Here is a 26,277-nt window from a genome sequence, read left to right as displayed (position 1 = left end):
TAAGGAGATCTTTCATGGCTGACAAACAAACCCCAATTGGCAGCGGCTTCGATGCCGGCACTACCGCCCAGCAAGCCTTGGCGGGCAGCGATTTGCGAGGCAAGACGGTGATTGTCACCGGTGGCTACTCTGGCATTGGCCTGGAAACGGTTCGCGTGTTGGTCGACGCGGGTGCGCAGGTGATCGTTCCCGCGCGGGATCCTGAAAAGGCCGAACGCAACCTCTCGGGCATCATCGGTGTTGAACACGCCAGCCTGGATTTACTCGACCCGATTTCCATCGACCGTTTTGCCGAAAACTTCCTCGCCAGCGACCGGGCATTGAACCTTCTGATCAATAGCGCCGGAATCATGGCCACACCACTGCAACGGGATACGCGAGGTTTCGAAGCGCAGTTCGCCACCAACCACCTGGGCCACTTCCAGCTAACCGCGCGGTTGTGGCCGGCGCTGCGTGAGGCTAATGGCGCACGAGTGGTTTCGGTATCATCCCTCGGCCATCGTCTCAGCCCTGTGCATTTCGATGACCCGCAATTTGAACACCGCCCCTATGACAAGTGGCTCGCCTACGGCCAATCAAAAACCGCCAACGCACTGTTCGCGGTAGCACTGGACCGACGAGGTAAAGCGGAGGGTGTGCGCGCATTTTCCGTGCACCCGGGGGAAATCCTCACCGACTTGATCCGCTACCTGGACAAGGACGACCTGGCATTCGTCGGCGCACTGGATGAGCACGGCAATATCCGCCGCGCCAGTCACTACAAGAGCCCCGAGCAAGGCGCCGCGACCTCGGTGTGGTGCGCTGTCAGCTCGCAACTGGAGGGCATGGGCGGACTCTACTGCGAAGATTGCGATGTGGCCGCTTCGTCGCAGGATGACACCCGGCGCAACGGAGTAAGACCCTGGGCTGTCGACCCGGAGCACGCCGAACGCTTATGGGCAGTGAGTCAGCAGTTGTGCAATGTCACGTTGTAGTCCGGGACCCCAGCGTTCATATTTGGCAGTCATGCACTGCCAATGAGCGACCTGAACCATGCAGCCTCCTGCCAGATACCTCGTGCCCCTTGCCGCCTCCCTTTGCGCCACCCTCGCCTGCGCCGACAGCCACGACCCGCTGCTCGCCAAGCGCGTGGATGCGGTGGTCGACAGCGCCATTGCCGACAATCGCCTGGTGGGCACCGTGGTGCTGGTGCTGCGGGACGGGCAGCTGGTTTATCACCGTGCTGCCGGCTTGGCGGACCGCGAAGACGGGCGCCCGATGACAGAGGACACGATCTTTCGCCTGGCATCGGTGACCAAACCGCTGGTATCCGCCGCCGCGATGCACCTGGTGGAACAAGGTCGCTTGGGCCTGGACGATCCGGTCAGCCGCTGGCTGCCCGACTTCAATCCCAAGCTGGCGGATGGCACCATCCCGGTGATCACCGTCAGCCAGTTGCTTAACCACACAGCCGGCCTGAGCTATGGATTTCTGGAAAGCCCGCACGGACCCTACCGCACCGCCGGGGTTTCCGATGGTTTGGGCGAGCCGGAAATCAGCTTTGCCGAGAACCTGAAGCGCATCGCCAGCGTGCCCTTGAGTTACCCGCCGGGTACCCGCTGGCAGTATTCGATGGCCACCGATGTGCTGGGTGCGGTGCTGGAAAAGGCGTCCGGCCAGAGCCTGCCGGCATTGCTCCGCGACTCGGTGACCGAACCACTGGGGCTAAGCGATACCGGGTTTTCCGTGACGGATATAAAACGCCTGTCCGCCGCCTATCAGGATGGCTCGCCACAGCCGTTGCGCATGGTCGACAAGGCCACGATCACCTCGGGCAACAGCACCGCGCTGTTTGATGTGCGGCGGATTCTCGATCCCCAGGCCTACCCTTCCGGCGGCGCAGGCATGGCCGGGACGGCAGGTGATATTGCGCGGTTCCTGGAAACCATTCGCCGGGGCGGCGCTCCGATCCTGTCGGCACACAGCGTGCAGTTGATGGTCACCGATTCGGTCGGCGCCAAGGCGCAAACCCAGGACCCGGGCTGGGGGTTCGGTTATGGCTGGGCGGTGCTGGATGACCCGGCGTTGACAGGCACACCGCAATCCCGGGGCACCTTTGAATGGGGCGGCGCCTACGGTCACAGCTGGTTTGTCGACCCGCAGCAGAAGCTTACGGTGGTGGCACTGACCAATACGGCTTACGAAGGCATGTCCGGCCAGTTCACCCACCAGTTGCGGGATGCGGTGTATCCGCCGCAGTGATCGACCACCAGCGCGGTAATAACTGCCGCACCCGCGCTTCGCCAAACCGGTCATCAATCAGCATTACCACCCCTCGGTCCTGCTGGCTGCGGATCACCCGGCCCGCGGCTTGCACCACCTTCTGGATGCCCGGATAAAGGTAGGTGTAGTCATAACCGGCGCCGAAAATCGCGCCCATCCGCAGCTTGAGCTGCTCGTTCACCGGGTTGAGTTGCGCCAGGCCCAGGGTGGCGATAAACGCGCCGATCAGCCGGGTGCCCGGCAGGTCGATGCCTTCGCCGAATGCCCCGCCGAGCACGGCGAAACCGATGCCCTGGCTGTGCTGGGTGAACTGGTCGAGAAACCCCTGGCGCTGCGCCTCGGCCATGCCCCGTGATTGCTGCCACAGCGGGATGCGCGGGTGTCGCTCGGCAAGCAATTGCGCCACTTGCTGCAGATAATCAAAACTGCTGAAAAACGCCAGGTAGTTGCCCGGCGCCTGGGCAAACTGCGCTGCAATCAGCTCGACGATGGGCTCCAGGGACGCCTGGCGATGCACAAACCGGGTGGAGATCCGGTCGACGATATGCACCCGCAGCTGCTCGGCCTTGAACGGTGATTCCACATCCACCCAGGCCGTGTCGGGCGGCATTCCCAGCAAGTCCGCGTAGTAGTGCCGCGGGCTCAGTGTTGCGGAAAACAACACGCTGCTGCGGGCCGCTGTCAGCCGGGGCCGAATGAATTCGGCGGGCACCACGTTGCGCAGGCACAGGTTTGATGAACTGCGCTTGCCGCTGAGTTCGCGTTTGCTGATGTCGAAAATGAAGTGTTCGTTGAACAGCTCGGCGACCTTGGCAAACTGCAACGCCTCGAAGTAGAAGGCTTGCAGTTCGCCATTGAGTGCTTCGGGATGGTCGTTGAAATATTCACCCATGGCGCTGGTGCACAGACTCAGCGCCTGCAGCAGTTTGTCGGGTTTCTGGGCGTAGGCCTGATAAGGCGCCACTTGCTCCTTGTGCAGGGCATTCCACTCACGGTTCAGGCGCTGGAGCGGCTTTTTCAGCGGCTCGGGTGCGATCTCGCGCAGGGTCTTGAGCGTGTACTGGTCGAGGGCCGCGCTGTACATCGAGCGGCCACGCTCCACCAGGTTGTGGGCTTCGTCCACCAGCACCGCGACGCGCCACTGGTTGAGCTGGGCCAGGCCGAACAGCATGGCGCCGAAGTCGAAGTAATAGTTGTAGTCGGCGACCACCACGTCGGCCCAGCGTGCCATTTCCTGGCTCAGGTAATAGGGGCAGACGTCATGGGCCAAGGCGACTTCCCGCAGGTTGCGCTGGTCCAGCAGGCGCACGCGGGAAGCAGCTTCGCGGGCCGCCGGCAAGCGGTCATAAAAACCCTTCGCCAGTGGGCAGGAGTCGCCGTGGCAGGCTTTGTCCAGGTGTTCGCAGGCCTTGTCCCGCGCCACCAGCTCCAGCACCCGCAATGGCAGATCGGGGCTGCTGTCATACAGCACCTGCGCCGCATCCAGCGCGAGTTTGCGGCCCGGGGTCTTGGCGGTCAGGAAGAACACCTTGTCCAGCTGTTGCGATGCCATGGCCTTGAGCATCGGGAAAATCGTGCCGACGGTCTTGCCAATTCCGGTAGGCGCCTGGGCCATCAGGCAGCGGCCGGTGCTGACCGCCTTGTAGACCGTTTCCGCCAGGGCGCGCTGGCCCGGGCGAAACGCCGCATGGGGAAAGCCCAGGGCAACCGCTGCGGCATTGCGGGCTTCGCGCTGGTGCATTTCCTGTTCGGCCCAGCCGAGGAACAGGGTGCATTGCTGCACGAAGAATGCCTGCAGGTCGTCAGCCTGAAACCGTTGGCTGAGCAGCGTCTCGTGCTCGCCGACAATGTCGAAGTACACCAGCGCCAGGACAATCTCCGACAACCCGAGCTTCTGGCACATCAACCAGCCGTAGACCTTGACCTGGGCCCAGTGCAGTTGCCGGTGGTTGGCCGGTTGTTTGTCCAGGTCGCCGCGATAGGTTTTCACCTCTTCCAGCTGGTTGCGGTCCGGGTCGTAGCCATCCGCCCTGCCCCGGACTTTCAACTGCTGGTATTCGCCCTCCAGCGCGACTTCATTCTGGTAATGGGCGCTGCGCCGCGAGGCCACGGTGCGGTGGCCGACAATCCCTTCCTGGGCACTGGGAGACGGGGTAAAACGCAGGTCGAGGTCGCCGACCTTGGCGGTGAATTCACATAACGCACGCACCGCAACGCTGTAGCTCAAGCGGCCTGCCCCGCCCAGCGCACATAACACACAGTGACGGGCATCTGGTGTTCGCCGCAGAACTCCAGCCAGCGCAACTGGTTGTCCTGCAGGCGATCACCGGGGCCTTTGACTTCGATCATGCGGTAGGTTTTTTCTTCGGGCCAGAACTGGATCAGGTCGGGCATGCCGGCGCGGTTGGCGCGGATATCCAGCAGCAGGCGTTCGAACCAGTGGCGCAGGTGCGCCGCTGGCAGGCAGTCGAGGGCCTGGTCGAGCAGTTCTTCGCTGAGCACGTTCCAGAACACGAAGGGTGACTGGATGCCCCATTTGTCTACATAACGCTGGCGAATGGTGTGCTTGTAGCGCCCATCGTCCAGTTGGCCCAGGCACTCGGCGAACAGCTCGGCGCGCCGCAGATGAAAATCCTCGCTGTGCAGGTCTACCGGCCCGCGCTGGAACGGGTGGAAAAACGACCCCGGCAACGGCGCGAAAATCGCCGGCCAGCACAGCAGGCCAAACAGCGAATTGATCAGGCTGTTCTCGACGTAATGCACGGGTGCACCATCGTCGCTGAGGTGCGCCTGTACGCAATACTCCACCGACATCATCGGTTCCGGAGCCGGCAGTTCGAGGTCCAGGCGCACGATCTCGCGGGGTTTTGCCCTGGGCAGCGCCGGCTCGCCGAGCTTGCGTCGCAGCCTGGGTATCACGCGCAGCAAGTGCTGCTGTTCGGCAGCGCTTTCCGGGGCCTGTTGCGCCTCACGGGCCAGCCCCATCGCCTGGGCAAAATCCTCCTGGCGCTCCAGCACCCGGATCAGCCGCGCCCGTGCGCCGGGATAGGTGCAGCCCCGGTAGATAGCTTCTGCCAGGGCCAACTCGGCGCTGCGCTCACAATACTGGCCCACCTGGAACAACAACTTGGCCCGACGTTTCTCCAGCCAGGGGTTGTCGGTGTGCAAGGTAGCGATTTGTTCCAGCACGCCATCGAGTGCCTCGCCCGCTTCAAAGGCCTGCTGGCACTGATGCAGGAACAGGAAGCCGTGCACATCGTCACGGCTGCGCAAACCGCGGGATTCGGCGCAGAATTCGACTTTCTCGTAGGTAAAGATCCCCAGGTCCGCCAGCACAAATTCCGACCAGTCCTGATAGAGATTACCGAAGAACATCAGGCGCAGGCGGTCGCACAGTTCCATCACGGTGAGGCTGTAAAGCTGATCGGCCAGGTCCGGGCACCAGTGCTGGAAGTGACGCAGTTCACAAAACTGCGTTGACAGCGTTTCCAGCCAGTCCGCCTTCCTGGCCTTGGGTTGCTCGATCCAGGGTTTGAACGCCGCCAGGATTTCCGCTTTCTGCAACAGGCCGAACAACTCGGCGAACGACAACAGGCATTGATCCGTCACCCAACCCTGTTCCAGCAAAGGCACAACCGCCTCGTGTACCGCGCCGATCTCGACATAGTTGAGCTTGCCCGCCCGGAAATGCGCGCCCTTGCGCATCACCATGCGTACCAGTAACGCCTGGGATGCCTGCGGCAAGCTGTCAAATTGCTGAATGAAATGCTCTTCGTCCGGGGCCAGCAAATCGGCATAACGCTGCCCCAGCCAGGCGAGCACTTGGCGGAAGTTATGCAGGTAATAGAGCGGATCTTCTAGGGGATTGGACATTTCAGGCACTGGATCAACCACTGTTTATGCATACAGAGTGCCGTCCCTGACCGACTGTTGCAATCAGTAATAGATCAAAGGCACACGCAACTTTTTGCGTAATAATGATCAGATGGCTGTCAGCCACATTAAATGAGTCTCCCCCGACCGCTCAGGTGCGGGGTTTTCGAAGGATCAGGGTAAGGGTTATGAGCATGAAGAATTTGGGTCTGGCGGTGGGTATGTTGACGTTGCTGGTATTGGCCGGTTGCTCCACGCAGACGGTGGTGACGTTGCAGAACGGCACTCAATACCTGACCAAGGACGTGCCCAACGCGAAAACCGCCGATGGCTTCTACGAATTCACCGATATCGCCGGCAAGCATATTCGCGTCAAGGCCGATGACGTCGCGACCGTGATGAAGGAGAAATAAAAAGTGGGAGCCCGTCGGCTCCCACTTTTCTTTGCCATGATCGTTTCTTTGCAATGATCGTTCCCACGTTCTACGTGGGAATGCATCCCGTGACGCTCCGCGTCACCACTACGCAAGACGTAAACCGTGGGTTGGCCGTTGGACGCAGAGCGTCCGGGGCGGCGTTCCCACGCAGAGCGTGGGAACGATCAATCCGTGGCGCTACTTAGCCGATGGAAACCCCATCGCCCCAAACCCCGGCGAGCCCAACGCCAACCAGCGTCACCGAGTCCGCGCCAAAGCTCAGCACGGTATCGCCCCCCACCACCTTGGCATGGTCACGCCAGTCCGCACTGCCCTCCACGTCCCTGAACACCAGCTTGTCGGTGGACTGGTAACCAATCACCCGGTCCTGCCCAAACTGCCCGCCGAACAGAAAGGTGTTATGCCCGCTGTTGTCGCGGATAGTGTCATTGCCCTTGCCGCCCTCGATGAAATCCACGCCCTTGCCACCCTGAATCAGGTCATCGCCATCACTGCCGATGATGAACGTGTTGCCCTTGTGCGGCTCGGCATTGCGGTTGAGGTCCTGCACCCAGGTATTGGCCCGGGCCGGGTCCGACAGGTTGGCCACGATAATCGTTGAGTCCCGGCTGGTCAGGTCGTAGAACTGCGAGTCCAGGACCCGCGTCATGCCATCCCCATACCCGGTGGGCAAATGAGAAAGCCAGGTGGGAACATTGACGATGGAAAACGGCAGGACATTCCACAGCGTCGACGCGTAGTGATCGTTGAAGCTGACGATATTGTCCGTGGTCGACTCATGGGGCTTGTCGTGCACGCCCAGTGACGAGAAGTTGAACGACGAACCGTCCAGCGCGCGAAACACCGGGTCGTTTTCATAACCGATGTTCAGCACCTTGTCGCCGGCACTCTGGGTTGGCGAGGCATAAGCCACATAGTTGGAGTCCTTGTAGAACCCCGACCATTTATTACCGCTCAGGTCAGCCATGCTGTTGACCGCCAGGCCACCCAGGCTATGGCCGCTGACCACCACGTCCTTGCCCGTCAACCCATGACTGCCGGCATACGCCGCGACATCCTTGAGCAAGGTGCCGAAGGCTTCGCCGGCGTAGTTTTTCGCATAATCCTTGGGCCCCAGCGCCGCCAGCAGGTCGCTGACCAGATCGCCGATGGAGTCGCTGATCAAGGTTTCCCGAGGCCCCGAAGTCCCGCGAAAACCAATGCCGATTTCCAGCAGCTTGCCGTCGCCATCGTACTTGCCCAGCACTTCCACCTGCGCGGTGGTGTAGCCGGGCTTTTCACCGAAGAACGTGCCCCGGGCGTCCACCTTGCCGCCGTAGCCCAGGGTACTGGCGCTGATGGGCGTCCAGCCGGCCTTGTTGACCGCCTCGAGGGCGGCTTTTTCCGAATCCGGGTTCCAGGGAATGCCCGGAATCACCCCCTGTGAATCGGTGCTGCCCAGCAGCGCCCCCACCAGAGTGGCGGGCAGCCCCAGGCCAAAACCGTTGTGCTGGTAACCCACGGCAAAGCCGTTGTCCAGGTTGTGATAGGAGTACAGCGTGATCGCCATGGCATCGGCGAACAACGCTTTGGAGCCCTCGGTGCCGAGGTTTTTATAGTCGAAAACACCCATGGTATTGCCTCTCTTTTGTTGGAATTGTCGAGAAAGCCGAATCTGCACAAATGGACGATTGGAACCGGATCAATGTGGGAGCGGGCTTGCTCGCGAAGGCGGTGGATCAGTCAACCCATCCACCGACTGGCACACCGCTTTCGCGAGCAAGCCCGCTCCCACATTTCCAACTGCGGTGTTTAGAAAGCCCAGTCCAGGCTCAAACCCACCCCATGGACTTTCTCCTTGCTGGCCAGCAGGCCGTTGTAATCCAGATTCACCTTCGCCTCCTTGCTCAACGCCAGGCTGACCCGCGCCCCCACCAATGCCGCATCACGCACCATCGACGAACTCTCCACAGTGAACGAAGGGCCGCCCGAGGCAAACGCCAGGTGCCGCTCGGAATCGACGCTGCTCAGGTTGTGCTGCCAACCCAGGGTGCCGGAAAGCTCCAGTTGCTGATGGTCATTGATATTCAAGGTTTTCAGCGCTCGAGCACCCAGGGTACTCAACACCACATCGCGGCTGTCATCCCGGCCCTTCAAGGCCGCCGCATCACCCTTCTCGGTAAACCCATCGGCATCCAGATGCACGTACGCCAGGTTGGCGAACGGTTCCAGGGCCAGGGGGTGCAGGTTCAGGCGATACGCCGCCTCGGTAAACACCTGGGTACTGCGGGCATCCACCTTGGCTTTCTGCTTGCCGGCGACTTCACCGTATTGCAGCTCGCGCTTCACATCGGCGCGGTGCCAGCTGTAGGTCGCACCACCGCTCAAGCGCAAGGCACCGATTTCATGCCCGGCATACGCACCCAGGTGATAGCTGTCCACCGATGCCCGGGAATGGGTGTCGCTGCCCATGTTCAGCGATGTATCGCTGTACCCCGCCACCAGGCCTACACGGGTGTCTTCATCCAACGCGCCGTCCACACCCGCCAGCATGCCGCCGATGGAGGTGGTGTAGCCCGCCGTATCGCTGCCGCTGTCGGTCTTGCCCCAGGCGCCCAACGCCTTGACCCAGACGTTGCCACGGCTGTCGACGGTCTGGCTCGATGCGCCCATTTGCCCTTGCTGCAAACGCTCGCCCACGGCTTCGCGCAGGTAGCGGTTGTCATTGACCAACGCGGTTTCCAGCGCCGGGTAGATTTCCCCGGACAGCTGCTGGAATGCACCCTGGGCCGAGGCCGCATTCGGCGCCAGCAACAGGCTTTCGTACACGGCGTTGCCCGCGCCCAACTGCTCGGCAGCAGCGGCCACCGAACGTTGGTTCGGGGTGGCGGCCACACTGGCAAAGGTGTTGGCATTGCGCCCCACATCCAGTTGCACGCCGTTGGCGGCGTAGTTCAGGGTACCGCCGATAAACAGATAGTTGGGCAGCACCGAACCGAAGCTGCCGGTAATCCCGCCCGCAGCCTGCAGGATGTTGTACTGGCGACCGATCAGGCTTTCGGCCTGGGTCTGGGTCAGCAGCGTCGGGCTGTTTTCCAGGGCCAGGGTCACCGTGCCGCCGCTGAGGGTGGCCTTGCCACCGGCGACGATGCGATCACTGTTGGTGGCCGACAACTCCACCGCATAGGTGGAGCCCGCCGCGAAGCTCACATCCCCGGCCACGTTCAGGGTGCCGATGGAGTTGCCCGGCGCCACGGTACCGCCGCTGTTCGCTGTCAGCGAACCAATGCGCCCGGAACCACCCACTACGCCGCTGCTGCTGACGGTAACGTCGGAGGTGATCGAGCCATTGATCGCCAGCAACCCTTGGTTGACCAGGGTCGGGCCGCTGTAGGTGTTGGTGCCGGTCAGTACCAGCGCGCCAATGCCCTGCTTGGTCAGGCCGCCATGCCCGGAGATATCGTTGCTCCACACATCCAGCCCGCAATGCACATCGGTGCACGTGCGCTGGGTCGGTTTGCCGGCATCCACCACGGCGCCAATCCCTGGCAGGTCTGCGACAAACTGGCCGGAGCCGTAGGCGCCGTCGATACGAAACTCCGCCGGGATATCCTCAGCCGTCACAAACATCCCCGGGCCGTTGATGGCCTTGCCCAGGTTGATCATGCCCCAACCGTACAGCGAGTCGATGCCCGGTGCGCCGAGGTCGGTCGCGGTGGTTTTCAGCAGCGTGGAGATCTGGTCGCCGCTCATGTACGGGAAGCGCTCCATCAACACCGCTGCACTGCCGGCCACATGCGGCGCGGCCATGGAGGTGCCGTTGAAATTGGCGTAGTCGGTGGTCAGGTTTTCCAGGGAGGTGCCGTTGATCACCGAGCTGTAGATCTTGGTGCCAGGGGCCGCGACGCAAAAGCTGGCGGCATACCCGCAGCGCGAGGAAAACGTACTGATTACGTAAGGATCGGAACTGGCGGTGTCGGGATTCTGTTGCAAGGCCGCCACCGACAGCCAGTTGGGTGCAATCTCCGGCACGAAGTACGCCAGGCCCGAGATCGCATCCGGGTTGTTGCGGTTGTAGTCGTTGCCGGCGGCAAAGATCGTCAGCACGCCGCTGCGGGCCGCATCAATGGCGCCCTGATAAGCGCCACCTGCGATCGTCCCAAGGATCGGCCGAATGTTATTGAACTGGGCCTGGGCTTCATTGACCGTGAAGTTGGGGAATGCCGGATCTCGGCCGCCCTTGGCGTACTGGTCACCAATGCCGATGCCCCAGCTGTTGTTGATAATGCGTGCGCCGCTGGCCACCAGCGCGTCCCAACCGGCTTTGTAGACCGCACCGTCGTTGCCCAGGATAATCCCGTCTTCGGGGCCCGGGTCACCGTTTTCGGCGCTGATAATCTGCGCATCGAACGCCACGCCGTGCATTGGCCCGCCGTCGCGGTTACCCGCGGCGATGCCGCCTACGTGGGTGCCGTGATTGCCGAGCTTGCCGTTGGAACCCAGGGAAGGCGTGCCGTCGTAGCGAAACGCATCCCCGGCCTTCACCGGGATGTACGGGTCGGTGTATTGGCGAATGCCTTCGGTCACGATCGTGACGACTTTGCCGGGGCTGGCGAATTCCGGATGCTGGGCATACACCGGCTGGTCGAAGATCCCCAGCTTCACGCCCTTGCCGGTGTAGCCGGCGGCGTAGGCGGCATCTGCATGCACGGCGCCCAGGCCCCAATCGGCCTTGAATTCATTACTGCGCCAACTGGCAGCATCTCCCAGTTTTCCGGTTTCCACGTAGGGTGCGGCCTGGGCGGTACCCAGGCTGGCCAGGCAACACAGCAACGCGCCGTATGGCACGCAGCTCAGGGCCTTGAGCGGGTAGCCCGGGCCTGTTGGGATGGCGGATTGAAACCCTCGTTTTGCTTTTTTCACGGTGACCTTCCTTAGTTTTTATTGCACTTGTATAAATCACGTTTCTCCCAAGCGTCGCCGACCCCATGTGGGAGCGGGCTTGCTCGCGAATGCGGTGGCTCAGTTACAGGTGCGTCGACTGACACACCGCATTCGCGAGCAAGCCCGCTCCCACAGTTGACCTCTTTCGGTCTCAGGATCTTGCTCAGAACTGCCAGTTCAGGCTCAACCCCACACCCTGGATTTTTTCCCGGCCAGCCAATTGGCCGGTGTAGTCGAGGTTGACCCGTGTGCTTTTGCTCAACGCCAGGCTCGCCTGCACGCCCACCAATGCCGCGTCGCGCATCAACGGCGAGCTTTGCACCGCAAACGACGGCCCTCCGGCGACAAACGCCAGGTGCTCTTCGGATTCAACGGCACTCAGGCTGTGCTGCCAGCCCAGCGAGCCGGAAACGTCCAGTTGCTGGCGGTCATTGAGGGGGAAGGTTTTTGCCGCCCGCAGGCCCAGGGTGCTCAGCACTGCATCGCGGCTATCGCTGCCACGCTCCAGCGCGGCGGCGTCGCCCTTCTCGTGAAAGCGTTCGTTGTCCAGATGCACGTAAGCCAGGTTGGCGAACGGCTCCAGCGCCACCGAGGACACGTTCAAACGGTAGGCCGCTTCGGTAAATACCTGGGCACTGCGCGCATCCAGCTTGGTCTTCTGCTTGCCGCTGACTTCGCCGTACTGCAAGTCGCGTTTCACGTCGCCGCGATGCCAGCTGTAGGCACCGCCGACGTTCAAGCGCCAATTGCCCAGCTCATGCCCGGCGTAGGCGCCGAGGTGGTAGCTGTCGATGGACGCCGATGAATGCGTGCCGCTGCCCATGTTCAGCGAGCTGTCGCTGTAACCGGCCACGAGACCGGCACGGGTCTGCTCGTCCAGCGCGCCGTCGACACCGGCCAGCATGCCGCCCAGTGAGCTGGTGTAGCCTGCCGTGTCGCTGCGGCTGTCGGTCTTGCCCCAACTGCCGAGCGCCTTGACCCACACGTTGCTCTCACCGGTAACCGGCGTATGGCGCAGGCGCTCGCCCACGGCATCGCGTACCTGGCGGCTGTCATTGATCAGCATTGTGCCGATGGCCGGGTAGATTTCTCCCGACAGCTGCTGGAAACCCGACTGCGCCGTGGCTGCCGAGTCTGACCGCAGGATGCTTTCGTACACCGGATTACCGGCGCCCAACTGCTCGGCGGCCGCCGCCACCGAACGCTGGTTACGAGTGGCACCGACACTGGCGAAACTCGCATCACTGCGGGCAATGCCCAGTTGCACACCGTTGGCGGCATAGTCGAGGGTGCCGCCGAGGAACAGGTAGTTGGGCAACACGGCACCGAACTGGCCCTGGATCCCGCCAGCCGCCTGGAGGATGTTGTACTGGCGCCCCACCAGGCTTTCCGCCTGTTGCAGGCTGAGCAGGGTCGGGCTGTTTTCCAGGGCCAGGGTCACGGTGCCGCCGCCGAGGATTGCCTTGCCCGTGGCGACAATCCGGTCGCTGGTGGTGGGGGTGAGTTCGACCGCATAGGTGGAGCCGGCGGCGAGGTTTACATCCCCGGCCACCTGCAAGGTGCCCACGGAATTGCCCGGCGCCACGGTGCCGCCGCTATTGACCTGTAACGCCGCGATGCGACCGGAGCCGCCCAACGTGCCGCTGTCATTGACCGTCACCGCGGACGTCAGCGAGCCATTCACCGCCAACCGGCCGCCATTCACGGTGGTCGGGCCACGGTAGGTGTTTTCGCCCGCCAGGATCAGGCTGCCCGCACCGGATTTGGTCAGGCTGCCTTCGTAGATACGCTGGGCCGCGGCTGCAGCACGGGCAGTGCCTACGGCATAGTCCGTCTGGTCCTGCTGACTCGCGCCGGCGCCCACGCCGTTCTCCCAGCCCTTGTCGCGCAGGGTTTGCTGCCAGGCCAGGGTTTCGGCGCTGTCTTCGGCCTGACGCTGGATCAGCGCCTTGTCGGAGATCGCATTGCTCCACACATCGCCCTGCCCGGCCGCCAACGTGACATTCATCGGCCCGAGCAATTGCCCGGGCCCGTGCATTGCTCGGCCAAGGTCCGGCACGCCCCAGCCGACCTGAGTGGTCGGTGCATCGGTGACCGCGCCATTGAGCTGGGTGGCCGTGGTCAACAGCACCTGCAAGGCCTGTTCGTTGTTCAGGTATGGATAGCGTTCCATCACCAGCGCCAGTGCGCCGGTGGCATGGGGCGCCGACATCGAGGTGCCGGATTTCACCCCATAACCGCCATCGGGAATGGTGCTGTTGATCAACGCCCCGGGGGTGGAAATGCACCAGTACTTGGCGATGCCGCACTGGTTGTATTTCTGGTTGTTCGCCTTGTCCAGGCCCGATACCGCCAGCCAGTGGCCTTCCAGCTCCGGCTGGAAATAAGGCAAGGCCGAACGCACGCTGGCGTTGGCGTAGCCGCTGTTGCCAGCACTGAACACGTTGATCACCCCGGCCTTGGCCACCTCCGCAGCGGCATCCAGCCAGGTGTTCTGGTTGTAGTGCTGGGCATAGGCAGCGTGCAGGTCGCCAATGGTCTGGTAGCTGACATCCTTGGGTTGGCTGCCCCAACTGTTATTGATCGCGCGCACGCCGGAATCCACCAGCGCGCTGTACACCGCCTTGAAGTACTTGGGGTCTGGCGTGGGGCCGAACAGGAAGCTGTCGCTGGCGTTGGTGTTGCCGACGTAGATCTGCGCGTTGTACGCCACGCCGTGCATGCCCACGCCATCGCGGGCCGCGCCCATGGTGCCGGTCACGTGGGTGCCGTGGGAGTCATTGTTTGGGTTGAGCGCGCCGGTGGTCGTGAAGGGGCTGCCATCGACATAGGTGCCACTGGCGGTGACCGCGTGATAGCGGTCTTTTGAGGCTTCGGGATGGTTGGGGTCGAAACCCGAGTCCAGGGCGCCGATCTTCACGCCACTGCCGGTGATGCCGCTCGCATAGGCCTCGTTGGCTTTCATCCGGTCCAGGCCCCAGTCGCTCTGGAACTCGGCGGTGCGCCAACTGCCGGGGTCGCCGACTTTTCCGGCTTCGATGTACTGCCCGTGGGCCGCCACTGACAGCAGCAGCAAGGAGCCTGCGGTGAAGGGTTTGAAGCAAGGTGAACCAGTGATCATGAAGAGTCCCTTTTCTTATTGTTGAAATACCTGTGGCGAGGGAGCTTGCTCCCGCTGGAGTGCGCAGCGCTCCCAAGATCTTGGGGCCGCTACGCAGCCCAGCGGGAGCAAGCTCCCTCGCCACAACAAGCGCCCTTGCCACAGAAAGCTCCCTTGCCAAAACAAGCGCCCATGCCACCAAAGCTCCCTTGCACCAAGTGCTACTCGTCCAGGCATCAGCGGCTCTCAGGACCAAACGCCTCGTCCACCTTGGCCAGGTCGGTGTCACGCAAGTTGCCCGCGTAGTAATGCAATTTGGTCCAGGCCATCAGGTAGTCGTACCGTGCCTGGGCCAGGTCGCGACGGGTGCTGTACAACTGCTGCTCGGCGTTCAGCGCATCGAGGTTGACCCGCTCGCCCCCGAGGATGCTTTGCTTGGTCGAGACCACCAGCGCTTCAGCCGAAGTCAGCGCCTTTTGATACGCCCGCAACTTGCTGACGCCCGACAGGCAAGCACTGAACTGGCGTCGCAGTTCGATCAGGGTTTCGCGGGTCTTGCCTTCCAGTTCGTACTCGGCCTGCTCCATGGCGCGGCTGGCCTGGCGGGTGGAAGCCGAGACGCCGCCACCGGCATACAACGGCATGCTGACTTCGATGCCGATGGTGTTGGTGTCGTAGCGCTGGTTGTAGGTGTTGCCGCTGTCGGATTCCTGCTGGCGCGAGCTGGCATACGCCGTGATGCGTGGCAGGTGCCCCGAACGGTTGCGCTCCACTTCATAACGCGCCACTTCCACGGACTGGCGTTGCGAGGCCAGGTTGGGGTTGTTGGTCAGCGCCAGTTCGTGCCAGGTGTCGTAATTGGCCGGGGTCAGGGTGAAGGCGGCAAAACCCGGGTTCAGCGGCGCCAGGTCGTTGATGTTGACGCTCTGCACGCCAATCAGCGCCCCGAGTTCGCGCAGCGAGGCGTCCTGTTCATCCAGCGCCTGGATTTCCTCGGCAGTCGCCAGCTCATAACGCGACTCGGCTTCCAGGATGTCGGTGCGGGTGCCCTCACCCTGCTGGAACAGATGCTGGTTCTGCTGGAACTGCTGCTCGTAGGCCTTTTTCTTGGCGCGGGCAATGTCGATCTGGTCCTGGGCAAACAACGCCTGGGTGTAATAGGTCAGCACCCGCACCAGCAGCGCCTGGCTCTTGTCGCGGAAGCTCTCGTCGGCAAACAGTGCCTGGGCCACGCCCTTGCGGTAGTTGGCATAGGCTTCGTAGTCGAACAGCGGCTGTTGCAGGGTGAACGTGGAGCCATAGCTGTTGTAGTTGCGGTCATCGTGATAATTGCCGCCGCGCCCGTCGGGCAAGGTGGCCTGGGAGTTGTTGCGGCCCTTGTTGTAGTTGTACGAGAGCTTGGGCAGCAGGCCGGCGCGGCCGATGGTGCGGTTTTCCAGGCCGGCGTCGCGTTCCTTGATGGCGCCGAGGAATACCGGGTCGTTGCGCAGGGCCTGTTCGTAGACATCGAACGGGCCCATGGCGGCCTGGGCGCTGCCGCAGGCGAGCAGCAAGGCGATGAACATCGGCTTCATGCTCATTCCTCGGTCAATGCCGAGCCGGCGCGGTCCAGCAGCGGCTTGAACAGGTAATTGAGCAAGGAGCGCTCGCCGGTGCGGATGAACATCTCGGCGGGCATCCCCGGCTTGATCACCAGGCCATGGAGTTTCTCCAGGGCGCTGCTGCTGACGGTGGTGCGCAGCACGTAGTAAGGCATGCCGGTTTTTTCGTCGAGCATCTGGTCGGCGGAGATCAGGCTCACCTCCCCCGGCACCCGCGGCGTGCGGCTCTGATTGAAGGCGGTGAAGAGAATGTCCACCGGCAAGTGCGCACCGACCTTGTCCACCAGGTGCACTGGCAGGCGCCCTTCGACTTCCAGGCGGGTGTCCTGGGGCACGATTTCCAGCAGGGTTTCACCGGCACGCACCACGGCGCCTTCGGTGTGCACGCCCAGGTTGACCGCGATGCCATCGGCGGGCGCGTTGATCTCGCTGTGCTGCAGGTCGAAACCGGCGGAGGTCAATTGTTGCTCCAGGGTCAGGCTGCGCAGCTGCGCGTCGGCCAGTTGGCTGCGCACTTCCTTCTGGTACTCCTCGCTGTGCTGCTGCAACTTGAGGCGCGATTCGAGGATGCCCTGCTCCACCCGCCCGCTTTCGCCGGTGTTCTGCGCCAGGTCCTGTTGCACCTGGGATAACTGGCGCTGGTATTCCATCAGCCGGTTGCGCGGGATGTAGCCGTTGTCGGCCAGGGGTTGCAGGTTGTTCAACTGGTCTCGCAGGGATTGCGCCTGGGCCGTCAGGTCACTACGGGCGCGACGCATGCCGTTCAGTTGCGCCGTAGCGCCTTCGATACTGGCGCGAATCCCGGCCTGTTCCCGGGCAAAGGCTTCGCGGCGGCTACTGAACAGTTGACGCTGGCCTTCGAGGACCAGTGCCAGGGCTTGATCCGGGTTGCCGCTCAGCTCGGGCGGAAAGGTGATCGTCGACTGGTTATCCCGCTCGCTCTGCCACCGTGCCACGCTGGCCCAGGCCATGCGGTACTGGGCTTGCAGGGAGTGCACGTCGGCCTGGTTCTGCGTCTGGTCGAGACGGAACAGCGGCTGGCCCTGCTTCACCGCCTCGCCCTCACGCACCAGGATCCGGCTGACCACGCCGGGGCTCAGGGTTTGCACCGCCTTGCGCTTGCCCGAGACCACCACCGTGCCTTGTACCGGGATCCCCTGGTCCAGCGGCGCCAGACTGGCCCAGAGGAAAAACCCGCCGGCGCCGACCACCGTCAGCAGCCAGCCCATGCGGGCGAAGAAACGCGCGTCGTGCTCGGGATGGGTCTGTTCGTAATCGCGGTTGATTTGAATGCTGCTGTCGCTGCTCATGCGCCTGGATTCCTTCCGGCTTGATACTGACGGCTGAGGCTGACCCCGGCCTTTTCTCGTGGTGCTTCCTGCTGGCCGGACAGTGCGCGCAGCACGTCCTGGCTCGGACCAAATGCCTGCAAACGACCTTCGTTCAGCACCAGCAGCTTGTCGGCCTGGGCCAACGCCGAGGAACGGTGAGTCACCAGTACCACCGTGCTGCCCTGGGCTTTCATCTGCATGATCGCGCTGGCCAGGGCGGCTTCACCCACGGTGTCGAGGTTGGAGTTGGGCTCGTCGAGCACGATCAGGCGTGGCCCGCCGTACAGCGCGCGGGCCAGGGCGACCCGTTGTTTCTGCCCACCGGACAGGCCGCTGCCCTCGTCGCCGAGCACGGTGTCGTAGCCGTGGGGCAAGCGCAGGATCAATTCGTGCACACCAGCCTGTTGGGCGGCCTGCACCACCCGCTCCGGGTCGGCTTCACGAAAGCGCGCGATGTTGTCGGCGATGCTGCCGCTGAACAGTTCGATGTCCTGGGGCAGATAACCGATATGCGGTCCGAGGTCGTCGCGGTCCCAGCGATGAATGTCGGCTCCGTCCAGGCGCACGGTGCCCGCCAGGGTTGGCCATACGCCCACCAGCACGCGGGCCAGGGTTGATTTGCCGGAGCCGGAAGCACCCAGCACGCCGAGCACTTCGCCCGCAGTCAGGTTGAAGCTGACTTGATGCAAGGTCGGCACACGTCGCCCCGGCGGGCCTGCGCTGACTTGCTCGAAACTCACATTGCCCTTGGGCGCCGGCAAGGCCATCTGCTCGCCCTGGGGCGGAAACTCGCGCATCAGGTTGTCCAGGCGCTGGTAGGCCAGCTTGGCCGAACTCCATTGCTTCCACACGGCAATCAACTGGTCGATGGGGCTCAACACCCGGCCCATCAAAATGGAGCCTGCGATCATCATCCCGGCGGTCATGTCGCCCTTGATCACCAATAGCGCACCCAGGCCCAGCACCAACGATTGCAGGCACAGGCGCAGGGATTTACTCAGGGAACTGATGATCGAGCCGGTGTCGCTGGCCTTGTTCTGCAGGCCCAGGAACTGCGAATGCACCTTGAACCAGCGCTTGCGCAATGCACCGAGCATGCCCATGGCCTGGATGGTTTCGGCGTTATGCAGATGGCTGGTGGCCAATTGGGTGGATTGCTGGGAATAACCGCTGGCTTCACCCAGAGGCTTTTTGGTCAGGTATTCGTTAAGGCACGCCAGGGCTATCAGCAGCACGGCACCGGCACTGGCCAGGACCCCAAGCCATACGTTGAACAGGAAAATCACGAACAGATAGATCGGAAACCACGGCGCGTCGAAAAACGCGAACAGCGCAGGCCCGGTGATGAATTGGCGGATGTGGGTCAGGTCCCCCAGGGATTGCCCGCCATGGCCTTCGCCCCGTTGCAGGTTGCGCTCGAAAGCGGCCTTGTAGACCCGCAGGTTGAAACGCCGCTCCAACTGGCTGCCGATGCGAATCACGATAAAGCTGCGGATCACCTCCAGCACACCGATAAAGGCGAAGAACCCCACCACCATCAGCGTCAACATCACCAGGGTGGTTTCGTTCTGTGAAGACAGCACGCGGTCGTAGACTTGCAACATATAAATCGACGGCACCAACATCAATACGTTAATCAATGCCGTGAAACAGCCAATACTGATCAGAATACTTTTGTAGTCGCCGAGTGCCTTGAACAATGGTGCAACGGGAGTGGTCTTCGCCATGTTGCCTGATCTTCCCTGAGCCGAATGACGCGCAATAGTTTACCGAGCGCCCCAATAAGGGGCGGGCAAACATTAAAATCGGGTTATATCGATATAACGAACTATTACGGTGCGCGTTGTAATATCAATACCGCGCCGGTTTTTGCGCGACCTTCATATTCGCCTTCTTTCTGGCGATTCAAATGGGTTATGCCGGTGCCTTCGGCATTCATCAGCCAAATACCATCGGGAGTAGGCGTCCAACTAACGGGGGCTTCCCCCAGCCATTGTCCGGCGCACTCCACATCGCCCCCCAACGCGTTAGCCTGCTCAATCAAATCCAGTGCGCACACCTGCTCTTGCTGATGCAGCGCCCAATGCCCGGCCAACTGCGCGGAAGTAGGTAAAACCAGACTGCTTGCCATTGCTGTGGCTCCTGCCGACATAAGCAACACCTGGAAACTCCAGGCCACGGTACTGCGAAATAGCGTCATCACCTTCGCCCGTTCATGGGGTGGATGCAAGGGCAGAGGGCGGCGCGTGTGCGCCACCCTCCTTTACGCGTGTATCAGGCCACGATGTCGCTGACGGCTGCCTGGCCAACGGTGGTGACGAGGAAATCCGCCACGCCGTGCCCGGAGAAGTCCACGGCCAATGTGCCCAGGTTGGTACCCGAAGCGTAGGACAGCACCGCGTCGCCGGCATGACCGGTAAACGCGTTGACGAAGGTCAGGCCTGCACCTTTGGTGATGCCGGTGAGGTCGATCTTGTCGGAACCCGAGGTGAAGTCGAAGATCTTGTCGGCCGCACCCGGCTTGGAGTCGGAGCTGGCGCCGAACACGAAGGTGTCGTTGCCTGAGCCGCCCCACAGCTGGTCTGCACCGCCGCCGCCGAAGATGATGTCGTTGCCGGCACCGCCCTTGAGGACGTTGGCGGCTGCGTTACCGATCAGCAGGTCGTTGCCCGAACCGCCGATGGCGTTCTCCACGGTCACACCCTTGGCGATGGAAACGTTGCCCACCAGGCCGCCAACGTCGGAGAACGAGGTTTCATTAAGGTTGATCTTCTGGTTCTGGGTAAAACCGGAAAAGTCCAGGGTGTCGTTGCCGCCACCGTCCCACACCGAGAACACCAGCTTGTCGGCCGATGAAGTGGCGCTGAGGAAATCACGCCCGGTGTTGGAGTTGAAGCCATAGGTGGTGTCACCGGCACGGGTGTTGTAGTTGGCGCCGTAGAGCTTCTGGATCGCGGCGATGTCGTCGATCAGCGGGCCGGACGAGTAGGCTTCTACCCCACCTTTGCTGAAGTTCTGGTTGGTGTTGCTCTCGCTCCAGTAACTCATGACGCTGTAGCCACGCGTGTCCTGTCCATAGTCCGCGTCTTTGTACGAAGGGTTGCCGGTCCCGGCGTTGTAGTCGCCAGGGTGGTCCAGGCCCAGGGTGTGGCCGATTTCGTGGGTCAGGGTCTGCCGGCCATAGTTGTTCAGGTCCGGGGTCTTGTTCGGCGTGTAACTGTTGTTCGTCAGGTACCAGGAAGTGCCGTCAAGGCCGCTTTCGTTGTACTTGGCGTTGGTGCCTGGCAGGTAGGCAAAGGCCGCTGCGCCGTCCTGGCCGCCGCTGTAGTTGCCGAAGGTCATGTGGAAGTCACCGCCCGAGGCTTTCTCGGTGAAGGTGACATTGGCCACATCGGCCCAGGATTGCATGGCCAGTACGGCCTGTGCTTTCTGCTGGGTGTTGAACTGGCTGAACCCGGTGATCCCATGCTTGTTCATGGTCGCGTTCGAAGCCGAAGTCAGGAAGGTGTAGGTGAGATCGATCTTGCCGTTGCCATCCACGTCCCGGTACGCGGCGTTCTCACGCAGCAGGTGGTCGGCGGCCTGGTCAACGGTGAACGACGGTTTGCCATTGACCGTGAGGTTGCCACCGCGGTCGTATTGATGGCTAAAGCTATCGATCTGGGTGTAAGCGGTACTTGCTTGAGCCGCCGACACAATAGCTTTGTCTTTTACTTTTGACATAAACGTACTTCCTTGTTTGCAAGTGGAACAGTTTTTGTCCGACCGGACCCACTCTGGCGAGTAAGTCCGATCACTCGCCCCTTTTGAAGGCGAAAGAAAACTGACACAACCTGAAATCATTCGTCCAGCGGTTTTTATCCAAGGATAAAGTTGGGCCGGTGAACAAAACCTGCAAACACTGGTAAATAGCGCGTTATTAAAATCCAGCTATTTAAATATTAAATACTCCTAAAGACATTTAGCCACGAATGGATCCAAAGTATTGACTGAGGTGCACTAAGAAAGTGTCACCGTGTCATTGTTAGTATTGAATAGCCACTATTTAAGTGTTTGTCCCGTATTACCGGGACAAGACTTAGTTTACTTACTGGCCGCGCCAGCCGGTTTGGCGCAATGCCTGCAGGAGCGTGTGGGCATCCAGCGCGGGCACCCGCACACCCTGGTCGGTGGTCATGTCTTCGCCGGCCACTATGGCATTAATGATCGCCTCTTCCACGGCCTCCGCCGCCGCGCTGAACAGCGGTGAAATGTGGTCGTTATTGACCATTTGCAGGGCTGTGCTGAGGGGCGAGCCCTTGCGCCCGTAGTCGGCCACCGGCAAATCCTGATTGCCGGTGGCGAACGCCAGGAACAGGTCCCCGCTGGAGTCCTCGGTACCGCCACCCGTGCGCGCAATCCCGATGGACGCGCGTTGTGCCAGGCGCTGGCATTGATGGGGCAGCAACGGCGCATCGGTGGCGATGATCACCACGATGGAGCCCATGCCGGGTGTGCCGCGATCGGCAAAGGGTGACGGGATGTCCATCAATTGCCGGCCTACCGGGTAACCATCCACGCGCAGTTCCTGGCGCTTGCCATGGTTGGCCTGCACCAGCACACCGACGGTCCAGCCCCCCTGCTCCGCCGGCAAGCGCCGTGACGCGGTACCGATGCCCCCCTTGAACTCATGGCAGATCATCCCCGTGCCGCCGCCCACGGCGCCCTCCGCCACCGGCCCGGATTCGGCGTTGGCCAGCGCCTCGCGCACATGCTCCGGGCCGACGTGCTGGCCCCAGATATCGTTGAGCAAGCCGTCGTAGGTTTCCATCACCACTGGCATGCACCAGTACACGGCGGGGTCTTCGAGGCTTTCGCGCTCCAGGGCGATCAGCGTGTCGCGCACAATCCCGATGCTGTGGGTGTTGGTGATCGCCAGCGGCGTGGTCAGCAACCCCGATTCGCTGATCCACTCAAGGCCCGTGGCGTCGCCATTGCCGTTGAGCACGTGGTAGCCGGCAAAACACGGCTGATACCGCGCGGCACCGGCCCGGGGCTGGATCGCCGTCACGCCGGTACGTACCTGTTTGCCGTCGATGCGGGTCTTGATCGTACTGTGGCCGACCCGAACCCCTGGAACGTCGGTGATGGCATTCAACTCACCGGGTGTGCCCAGTCCCAAGGTGATGCCCAATTGACGTGCACGCATAACCACTCCTTACAGTTTCTGAAACGCCGGACTCAACCGGCCACTGATGCAATACAGGATCACCGACAGTGCCAACAGGCCGATGATAATCATGATGTCGCGAACCGAGGCGGCAATCGCCAGGGTCACCAACAGGTAGCCGGCGCCCAGCACCGCCAGCAAGGCCGGCACCGGCCACAACGGCATGCGATACGGGTGCTCGCGGTCACGCAGCAACACCCGGCTCATCAACGCGCTCAACGCCACGATCAGGTACACCAGCATGATCAGCAGCACGCTGAAAGACGTCAGGTCCGCCAGGTTGGAGCTGAAGCTGAGCAATGCCGAAGGGACCGCCAGGAACAGCGTAGCCAACCACGGGGAATCCCAGCGTGGATGAATCCGGGTGAAGAGTTTGTTGATGGTGGGTGTCCACAGCGCATCGCGGCCGCTGCTGAACACCACCCGGCCAATCTGGATGACGATGGCGACGATGGCGTTGAACACCGACAGGAAGATCCCGGCGCTGACCAGCCGCGACAGGGTTTCGTTGCCGTGGCTGGTCAGCAGGTAGCCGATCGGGTCGGGGCTGCTGATCATCGCGCTGAGGGATGGCGCACCGATCAGCATGGCGGTGATCGGCACCAGCTCGATGACCACCACCAGGCCCAGGGACCACAACACTGCCTTGTGCACGCCCCTGCCGCCGCACTTCATGTCTTCTGCCAGCAATACGGCGGGACCGTAGCCATTGAACGAGAACAGGCCGATGCCCACCGCGCCGATGACCAGCGCCCAGGGCGCCAGGTGCAGCACGCCGTTCTCGACGATTTGCGGTTGCAACAGCACGCTGACCGGCTGCACCGGGTTGCCGAAGCCGATAAACACGATCACCAGCAACGCCGCCACTTCCAGCAGCAGGCAGGTGCCGGTGATCCAGGCATTCAGCTTGATATTGAGGATACCCAGGGCGTAGCTGCACACCACAATCACCAGGGCCACGGTTTGCGAATCGAATTGGGTGCCGAGGGCGTTATTCAGGTAAGTCGCCGCCCCGGTGGCCAGTACCGGCGGGATAAACAGCAGCATCACCAGTACCGTGAGGAATGTCGCGTAGCCGGCCATGCCGCCGAACACCCGCTTGGCATACACGTATTCGCCGCCGGCGCTGTTGTGGGCACGCCCGAGTTCGGCGTAGCAAAAGGCGAACATCAGCGCGAGCAAGGCGGCCATCACAAAGGCCAGGAACACCCCGCTGCCGGCCTGCTGGATGGCAAACGGCGCAATCACGAACACTGAACTGGCCGGGGTGACCGCCGAGACGGTGATGGCCACTACATCGAATACGCTCAGGGTGGGTTTCAGCACGCCGTCGGGCGTGGAAGGAGCACTCATATCGTTATCCTCTTGATTGTTCTTGGTTTGAGGCAGAAACGAAAAGGTGAAGCGGCGCAGGGTATGTTCCCCACTGACTGACGGCCAACTTAAACACTCTGTGTAGATCGGCCAATTCCCCTATTGGAGTACTCCCCTTGACGCCGCCGGGCAAAAGTCGAACCCTTGCGGCCTGAATCCTTAGCGTGGAGCTGCACATGAGCCTGTTCAGGGAAGTCGGCATGCACGCGGGCCTGGGGCGTACCGTTGCACAGATCGGCACCGGGCGTTTCTGGAAGCAACTGGTGCTGTTGCTGCACCAATGCCTGCCCTTCGACAATGCCCTGGCGATCTTCTACCCCGCCGATGGCCCGCCCGAAGCGCTGGAAGAATACGACGCACAACCGAGCAGCAAACCGGCGTCGATGCTGGTTTATCTGAATGGCTTGTACCTGTTGGACCCGTTTTTCCAGGCGTGTCGCGAGGGGTATGCCAGTGGCGTGTACCGCCTTGAGGAAGTGGCGCCGGATCATTTTCGCCAGAGTGAATACTTCCTCAATTACTTCCACGACAACGTGCTGGAAGACGAGGTGCAATTCATCCTGCAATTGCCGGGTGCGGGGACGTTATCGCTGTCGTTGGGAATGCAGCGGTTGTTTACCGGCGAGGAAACGGGGTTGATGACCACGCTCGCGGCCTGGGTGTTGCCGTTGATGCAGCAGCATTGGCAGCAAAGCACCCAACGGGTGGCCGCGCCGGCGGAAATGGCCAGTCAGATACGGGACGCGTTGAGTCATTTCGGCTGTGGTGTGTTGTCGGAACGGGAGCTGGAAATAGCGCGATTGGTGTTGCGCGGGTTTTCGTCAAAAGCCATGGCCGAACGGCTGAATATCTCGCCGGATACGGTCAAGGTTCACCGCCGGCACCTGTATGCCAAGCTGGATATCTCGTCGCAGCCGGAGCTGTTTTCGTTGTTTATCCAGTCGTTGGGGCATGACTTGGAGAATCCTTGATTCCGCGGCGTGGGAACGCCGCCCTGGACGCTCCGCATGCGCTTTTGAAGTCGTGACGCGGAGCGTCACAGGATGCATTCCCACGCGGAGCGTGGGAACGATCATCAACGCCCGGTACGAATGGTGTTCCACACCCGCGTACGAATCCGGTCGATGTTCAGTGGCATTGCTTCCAGTGCGAACAACTTGCCCATCATTTCCGGACTTGGGTACACCTTGGTGTCGCTCTTGATTGCCGGGTCCACCAGGCTGTCCGCCGCGGCATTGCCGTTGGCGTAGTGCACGTAGTTGGTGATGCTGGCCATCACTTCCGGGCGTAGCAGGTAGTTCATGAAGGCATAGCCGGCTTTTTCATCCGGGGCATCGGCGGGCATGGCGACCATGTCGAACCAGATGGCGGCGCCTTCCTTGGGAATGTTGTAGCCGATATTCACGCCATTCTTGGCTTCCTTGGCGCGGCTTTCGGCCTGGAGGATGTCGCCGGAGAAGCCCACGGCCACGCAGATGTCGCCGTTGGCCAGGTCGGCGGTGTATTTCGAGGAGTGGAAATACGCCACGTACGGCCGCACTTTCATCAGCAGGTCCTCGGCCTTTTTGTAGTCTTCCGCCTTTTTGCTGTGGTGCGGCAGGCCCAGGTAGTTGAGGGCCGCGGGCAGCAGTTCCGGGCCGTTGTCGAGGATGGCGACGCCACACTTCTGCAGTTTTTGCATGTTCTCGGGCTTGAAGATCAGGTCCCAGGAATCCACTGGTGCGTTGTCGCCGAGTACCGCCTTGACCTTGTCGATGTTGTAGCCGATACCAGTGCTGCCCCACAGGTACGGGAAGCCGTGGGCGTTGCCCGGGTCGTTGTTTTCCAGGGCCTTGAGCAGCACCGGGTTGAGGTTTTTCCAGTTGGGCAACTGGCTCTTGTCGAGTTTCTTCAGCGCCCCGCCCTGGATCTGCCGGGCCATGAAGTGGTTGGAGGGGAACACCACGTCATAGCCGGATTTGCCGGTCATCAACTTGCCGTCGAGGGTTTCGTTGCTGTCGTACACGTCGTAGGTGAAACCGATGCCGGTTTCTTTCTGGAAGTTCTTGGTGGTGTCGGGGGCGATATAGTCCGACCAGTTGTAGATCTTCACCGTCTCGGCGGCTTGGCTGAGGGTGGCGACGAATACCAGCGGCAACAGGGCAATGGGTCTCATGGTTCGATTTCC

General features: G+C 61.9%; 17 protein-coding genes. 4 read left to right on the top strand and 13 right to left on the bottom strand.

Translation table 11 applies throughout. From position 1 onward, the window contains the following. The first annotated feature begins 14 nt into the window (after window positions 1–14). Together HX814_RS28010 and HX814_RS28005 are read left to right on the top strand one after the other, a co-directional pair. Window positions 15–974, top strand: coding sequence for an oxidoreductase (locus tag HX814_RS28010; protein WP_177010009.1), 960 nt, complete (start codon window positions 15–17; stop codon window positions 972–974). 58 nt (window positions 975–1,032) lie between these two features. After that, window positions 1,033–2,241 carry a serine hydrolase gene (locus HX814_RS28005; protein ID WP_177010008.1) on the top strand — a complete coding sequence of 403 codons (1,209 nt, stop codon included), beginning with the start codon at window positions 1,033–1,035 and terminating at the stop codon, window positions 2,239–2,241. Here the strand turns inward: HX814_RS28005 and HX814_RS28000 are convergent. Both HX814_RS28000 and HX814_RS27995 read right to left on the bottom strand, forming a co-directional pair. After that, on the bottom strand, window positions 2,201–4,489 hold the full coding sequence (locus HX814_RS28000) for an ATP-dependent DNA helicase (protein ID WP_177010007.1): 2,289 nt from the start codon (window positions 4,487–4,489) through the stop codon (window positions 2,201–2,203). The two genes, HX814_RS28005 and HX814_RS28000, sit on opposite strands and share 41 nt — an antisense overlap. Then, on the bottom strand, window positions 4,486–6,135 hold the full coding sequence (locus HX814_RS27995; RefSeq protein WP_177015440.1) for a VRR-NUC domain-containing protein: 1,650 nt from the start codon (window positions 6,133–6,135) through the stop codon (window positions 4,486–4,488). Before HX814_RS27995 ends, HX814_RS28000 begins: the two co-directional genes overlap by 4 nt. A 188-nt stretch (window positions 6,136–6,323) precedes the next feature. On the opposite strand from HX814_RS27995, the gene HX814_RS27990 reads away from it, so the two are divergent. After that, entirely contained in the window at window positions 6,324–6,548 is a 225-nt protein-coding gene (locus HX814_RS27990; RefSeq protein ID WP_003217100.1) for a YgdI/YgdR family lipoprotein, read from the top strand. 205 nt (window positions 6,549–6,753) lie between these two features. On the opposite strand, the gene HX814_RS27985 is transcribed toward HX814_RS27990, so the two are convergent. The 10 genes from HX814_RS27985 to HX814_RS27940 form a co-directional block, all read right to left on the bottom strand. After that, complete coding sequence (locus HX814_RS27985; protein ID WP_177010005.1) at window positions 6,754–8,184, bottom strand: lipase; 1,431 nt, start codon at window positions 8,182–8,184, stop codon at window positions 6,754–6,756. 179 nt (window positions 8,185–8,363) lie between these two features. Further along, on the bottom strand, window positions 8,364–11,474 hold the full coding sequence (locus HX814_RS27980; protein WP_177010004.1) for an autotransporter serine protease: 3,111 nt from the start codon (window positions 11,472–11,474) through the stop codon (window positions 8,364–8,366). Window positions 11,475–11,658: 184 nt separating this feature from the next. After that, window positions 11,659–14,616: an autotransporter serine protease gene (locus tag HX814_RS27975; protein ID WP_177010003.1), complete on the bottom strand. Its 2,958-nt coding sequence runs from the start codon at window positions 14,614–14,616 to the stop codon at window positions 11,659–11,661. A 215-nt stretch (window positions 14,617–14,831) separates the two neighbouring features. After that, on the bottom strand, window positions 14,832–16,169 hold the full coding sequence (locus tag HX814_RS27970) for a TolC family outer membrane protein (protein ID WP_003217106.1): 1,338 nt from the start codon (window positions 16,167–16,169) through the stop codon (window positions 14,832–14,834). A 2-nt stretch (window positions 16,170–16,171) separates the two neighbouring features. Then, entirely contained in the window at window positions 16,172–17,506 is a 1,335-nt protein-coding gene (locus tag HX814_RS27965) for an HlyD family type I secretion periplasmic adaptor subunit (protein WP_134326661.1), read from the bottom strand. Next, on the bottom strand, window positions 17,503–19,254 hold the full coding sequence (locus HX814_RS27960; protein WP_134326662.1) for a type I secretion system permease/ATPase: 1,752 nt from the start codon (window positions 19,252–19,254) through the stop codon (window positions 17,503–17,505). Before HX814_RS27960 ends, HX814_RS27965 begins: the two co-directional genes overlap by 4 nt. A 104-nt stretch (window positions 19,255–19,358) precedes the next feature. Further along, complete coding sequence (locus HX814_RS27955; RefSeq protein ID WP_158213549.1) at window positions 19,359–19,727, bottom strand: AprI/Inh family metalloprotease inhibitor; 369 nt, start codon at window positions 19,725–19,727, stop codon at window positions 19,359–19,361. A 74-nt stretch (window positions 19,728–19,801) separates the two neighbouring features. After that, the gene (locus tag HX814_RS27950; protein ID WP_003217113.1) at window positions 19,802–21,250 is read right to left on the bottom strand and encodes a serralysin family metalloprotease; all 1,449 of its coding nucleotides are present in this window, start codon (window positions 21,248–21,250) and stop codon (window positions 19,802–19,804) included. 364 nt (window positions 21,251–21,614) lie between these two features. Beyond that, on the bottom strand, window positions 21,615–22,715 hold the full coding sequence (locus HX814_RS27945; RefSeq protein ID WP_003217115.1) for a P1 family peptidase: 1,101 nt from the start codon (window positions 22,713–22,715) through the stop codon (window positions 21,615–21,617). A gap of 9 nt (window positions 22,716–22,724) precedes the next feature. Continuing rightward, the gene (locus HX814_RS27940; protein WP_177010002.1) at window positions 22,725–24,089 is read right to left on the bottom strand and encodes an APC family permease; all 1,365 of its coding nucleotides are present in this window, start codon (window positions 24,087–24,089) and stop codon (window positions 22,725–22,727) included. Between the two features lie 197 nt (window positions 24,090–24,286). On the opposite strand from HX814_RS27940, the gene HX814_RS27935 reads away from it, so the two are divergent. Further along, on the top strand, window positions 24,287–25,081 hold the full coding sequence (locus HX814_RS27935) for a response regulator transcription factor (RefSeq protein ID WP_371132459.1): 795 nt from the start codon (window positions 24,287–24,289) through the stop codon (window positions 25,079–25,081). A 104-nt stretch (window positions 25,082–25,185) separates the two neighbouring features. On the opposite strand, the gene HX814_RS27930 is transcribed toward HX814_RS27935, so the two are convergent. Then, window positions 25,186–26,265, bottom strand: a complete 1,080-nt coding sequence (locus tag HX814_RS27930) for a polyamine ABC transporter substrate-binding protein (RefSeq protein ID WP_010169417.1) — start codon at window positions 26,263–26,265, stop codon at window positions 25,186–25,188. Window positions 26,266–26,277: the final 12 nt, after the last annotated feature.

The organism is Pseudomonas sp. C8002 (assembly GCF_013385765.1).
In the GTDB taxonomy this organism is placed as follows: Bacteria; Pseudomonadota; Gammaproteobacteria; order Pseudomonadales; family Pseudomonadaceae; genus Aquipseudomonas.
Note: the sequence above shows the minus strand (reverse complement) of the source record. Positions and strands in the feature narration are given on the sequence as shown.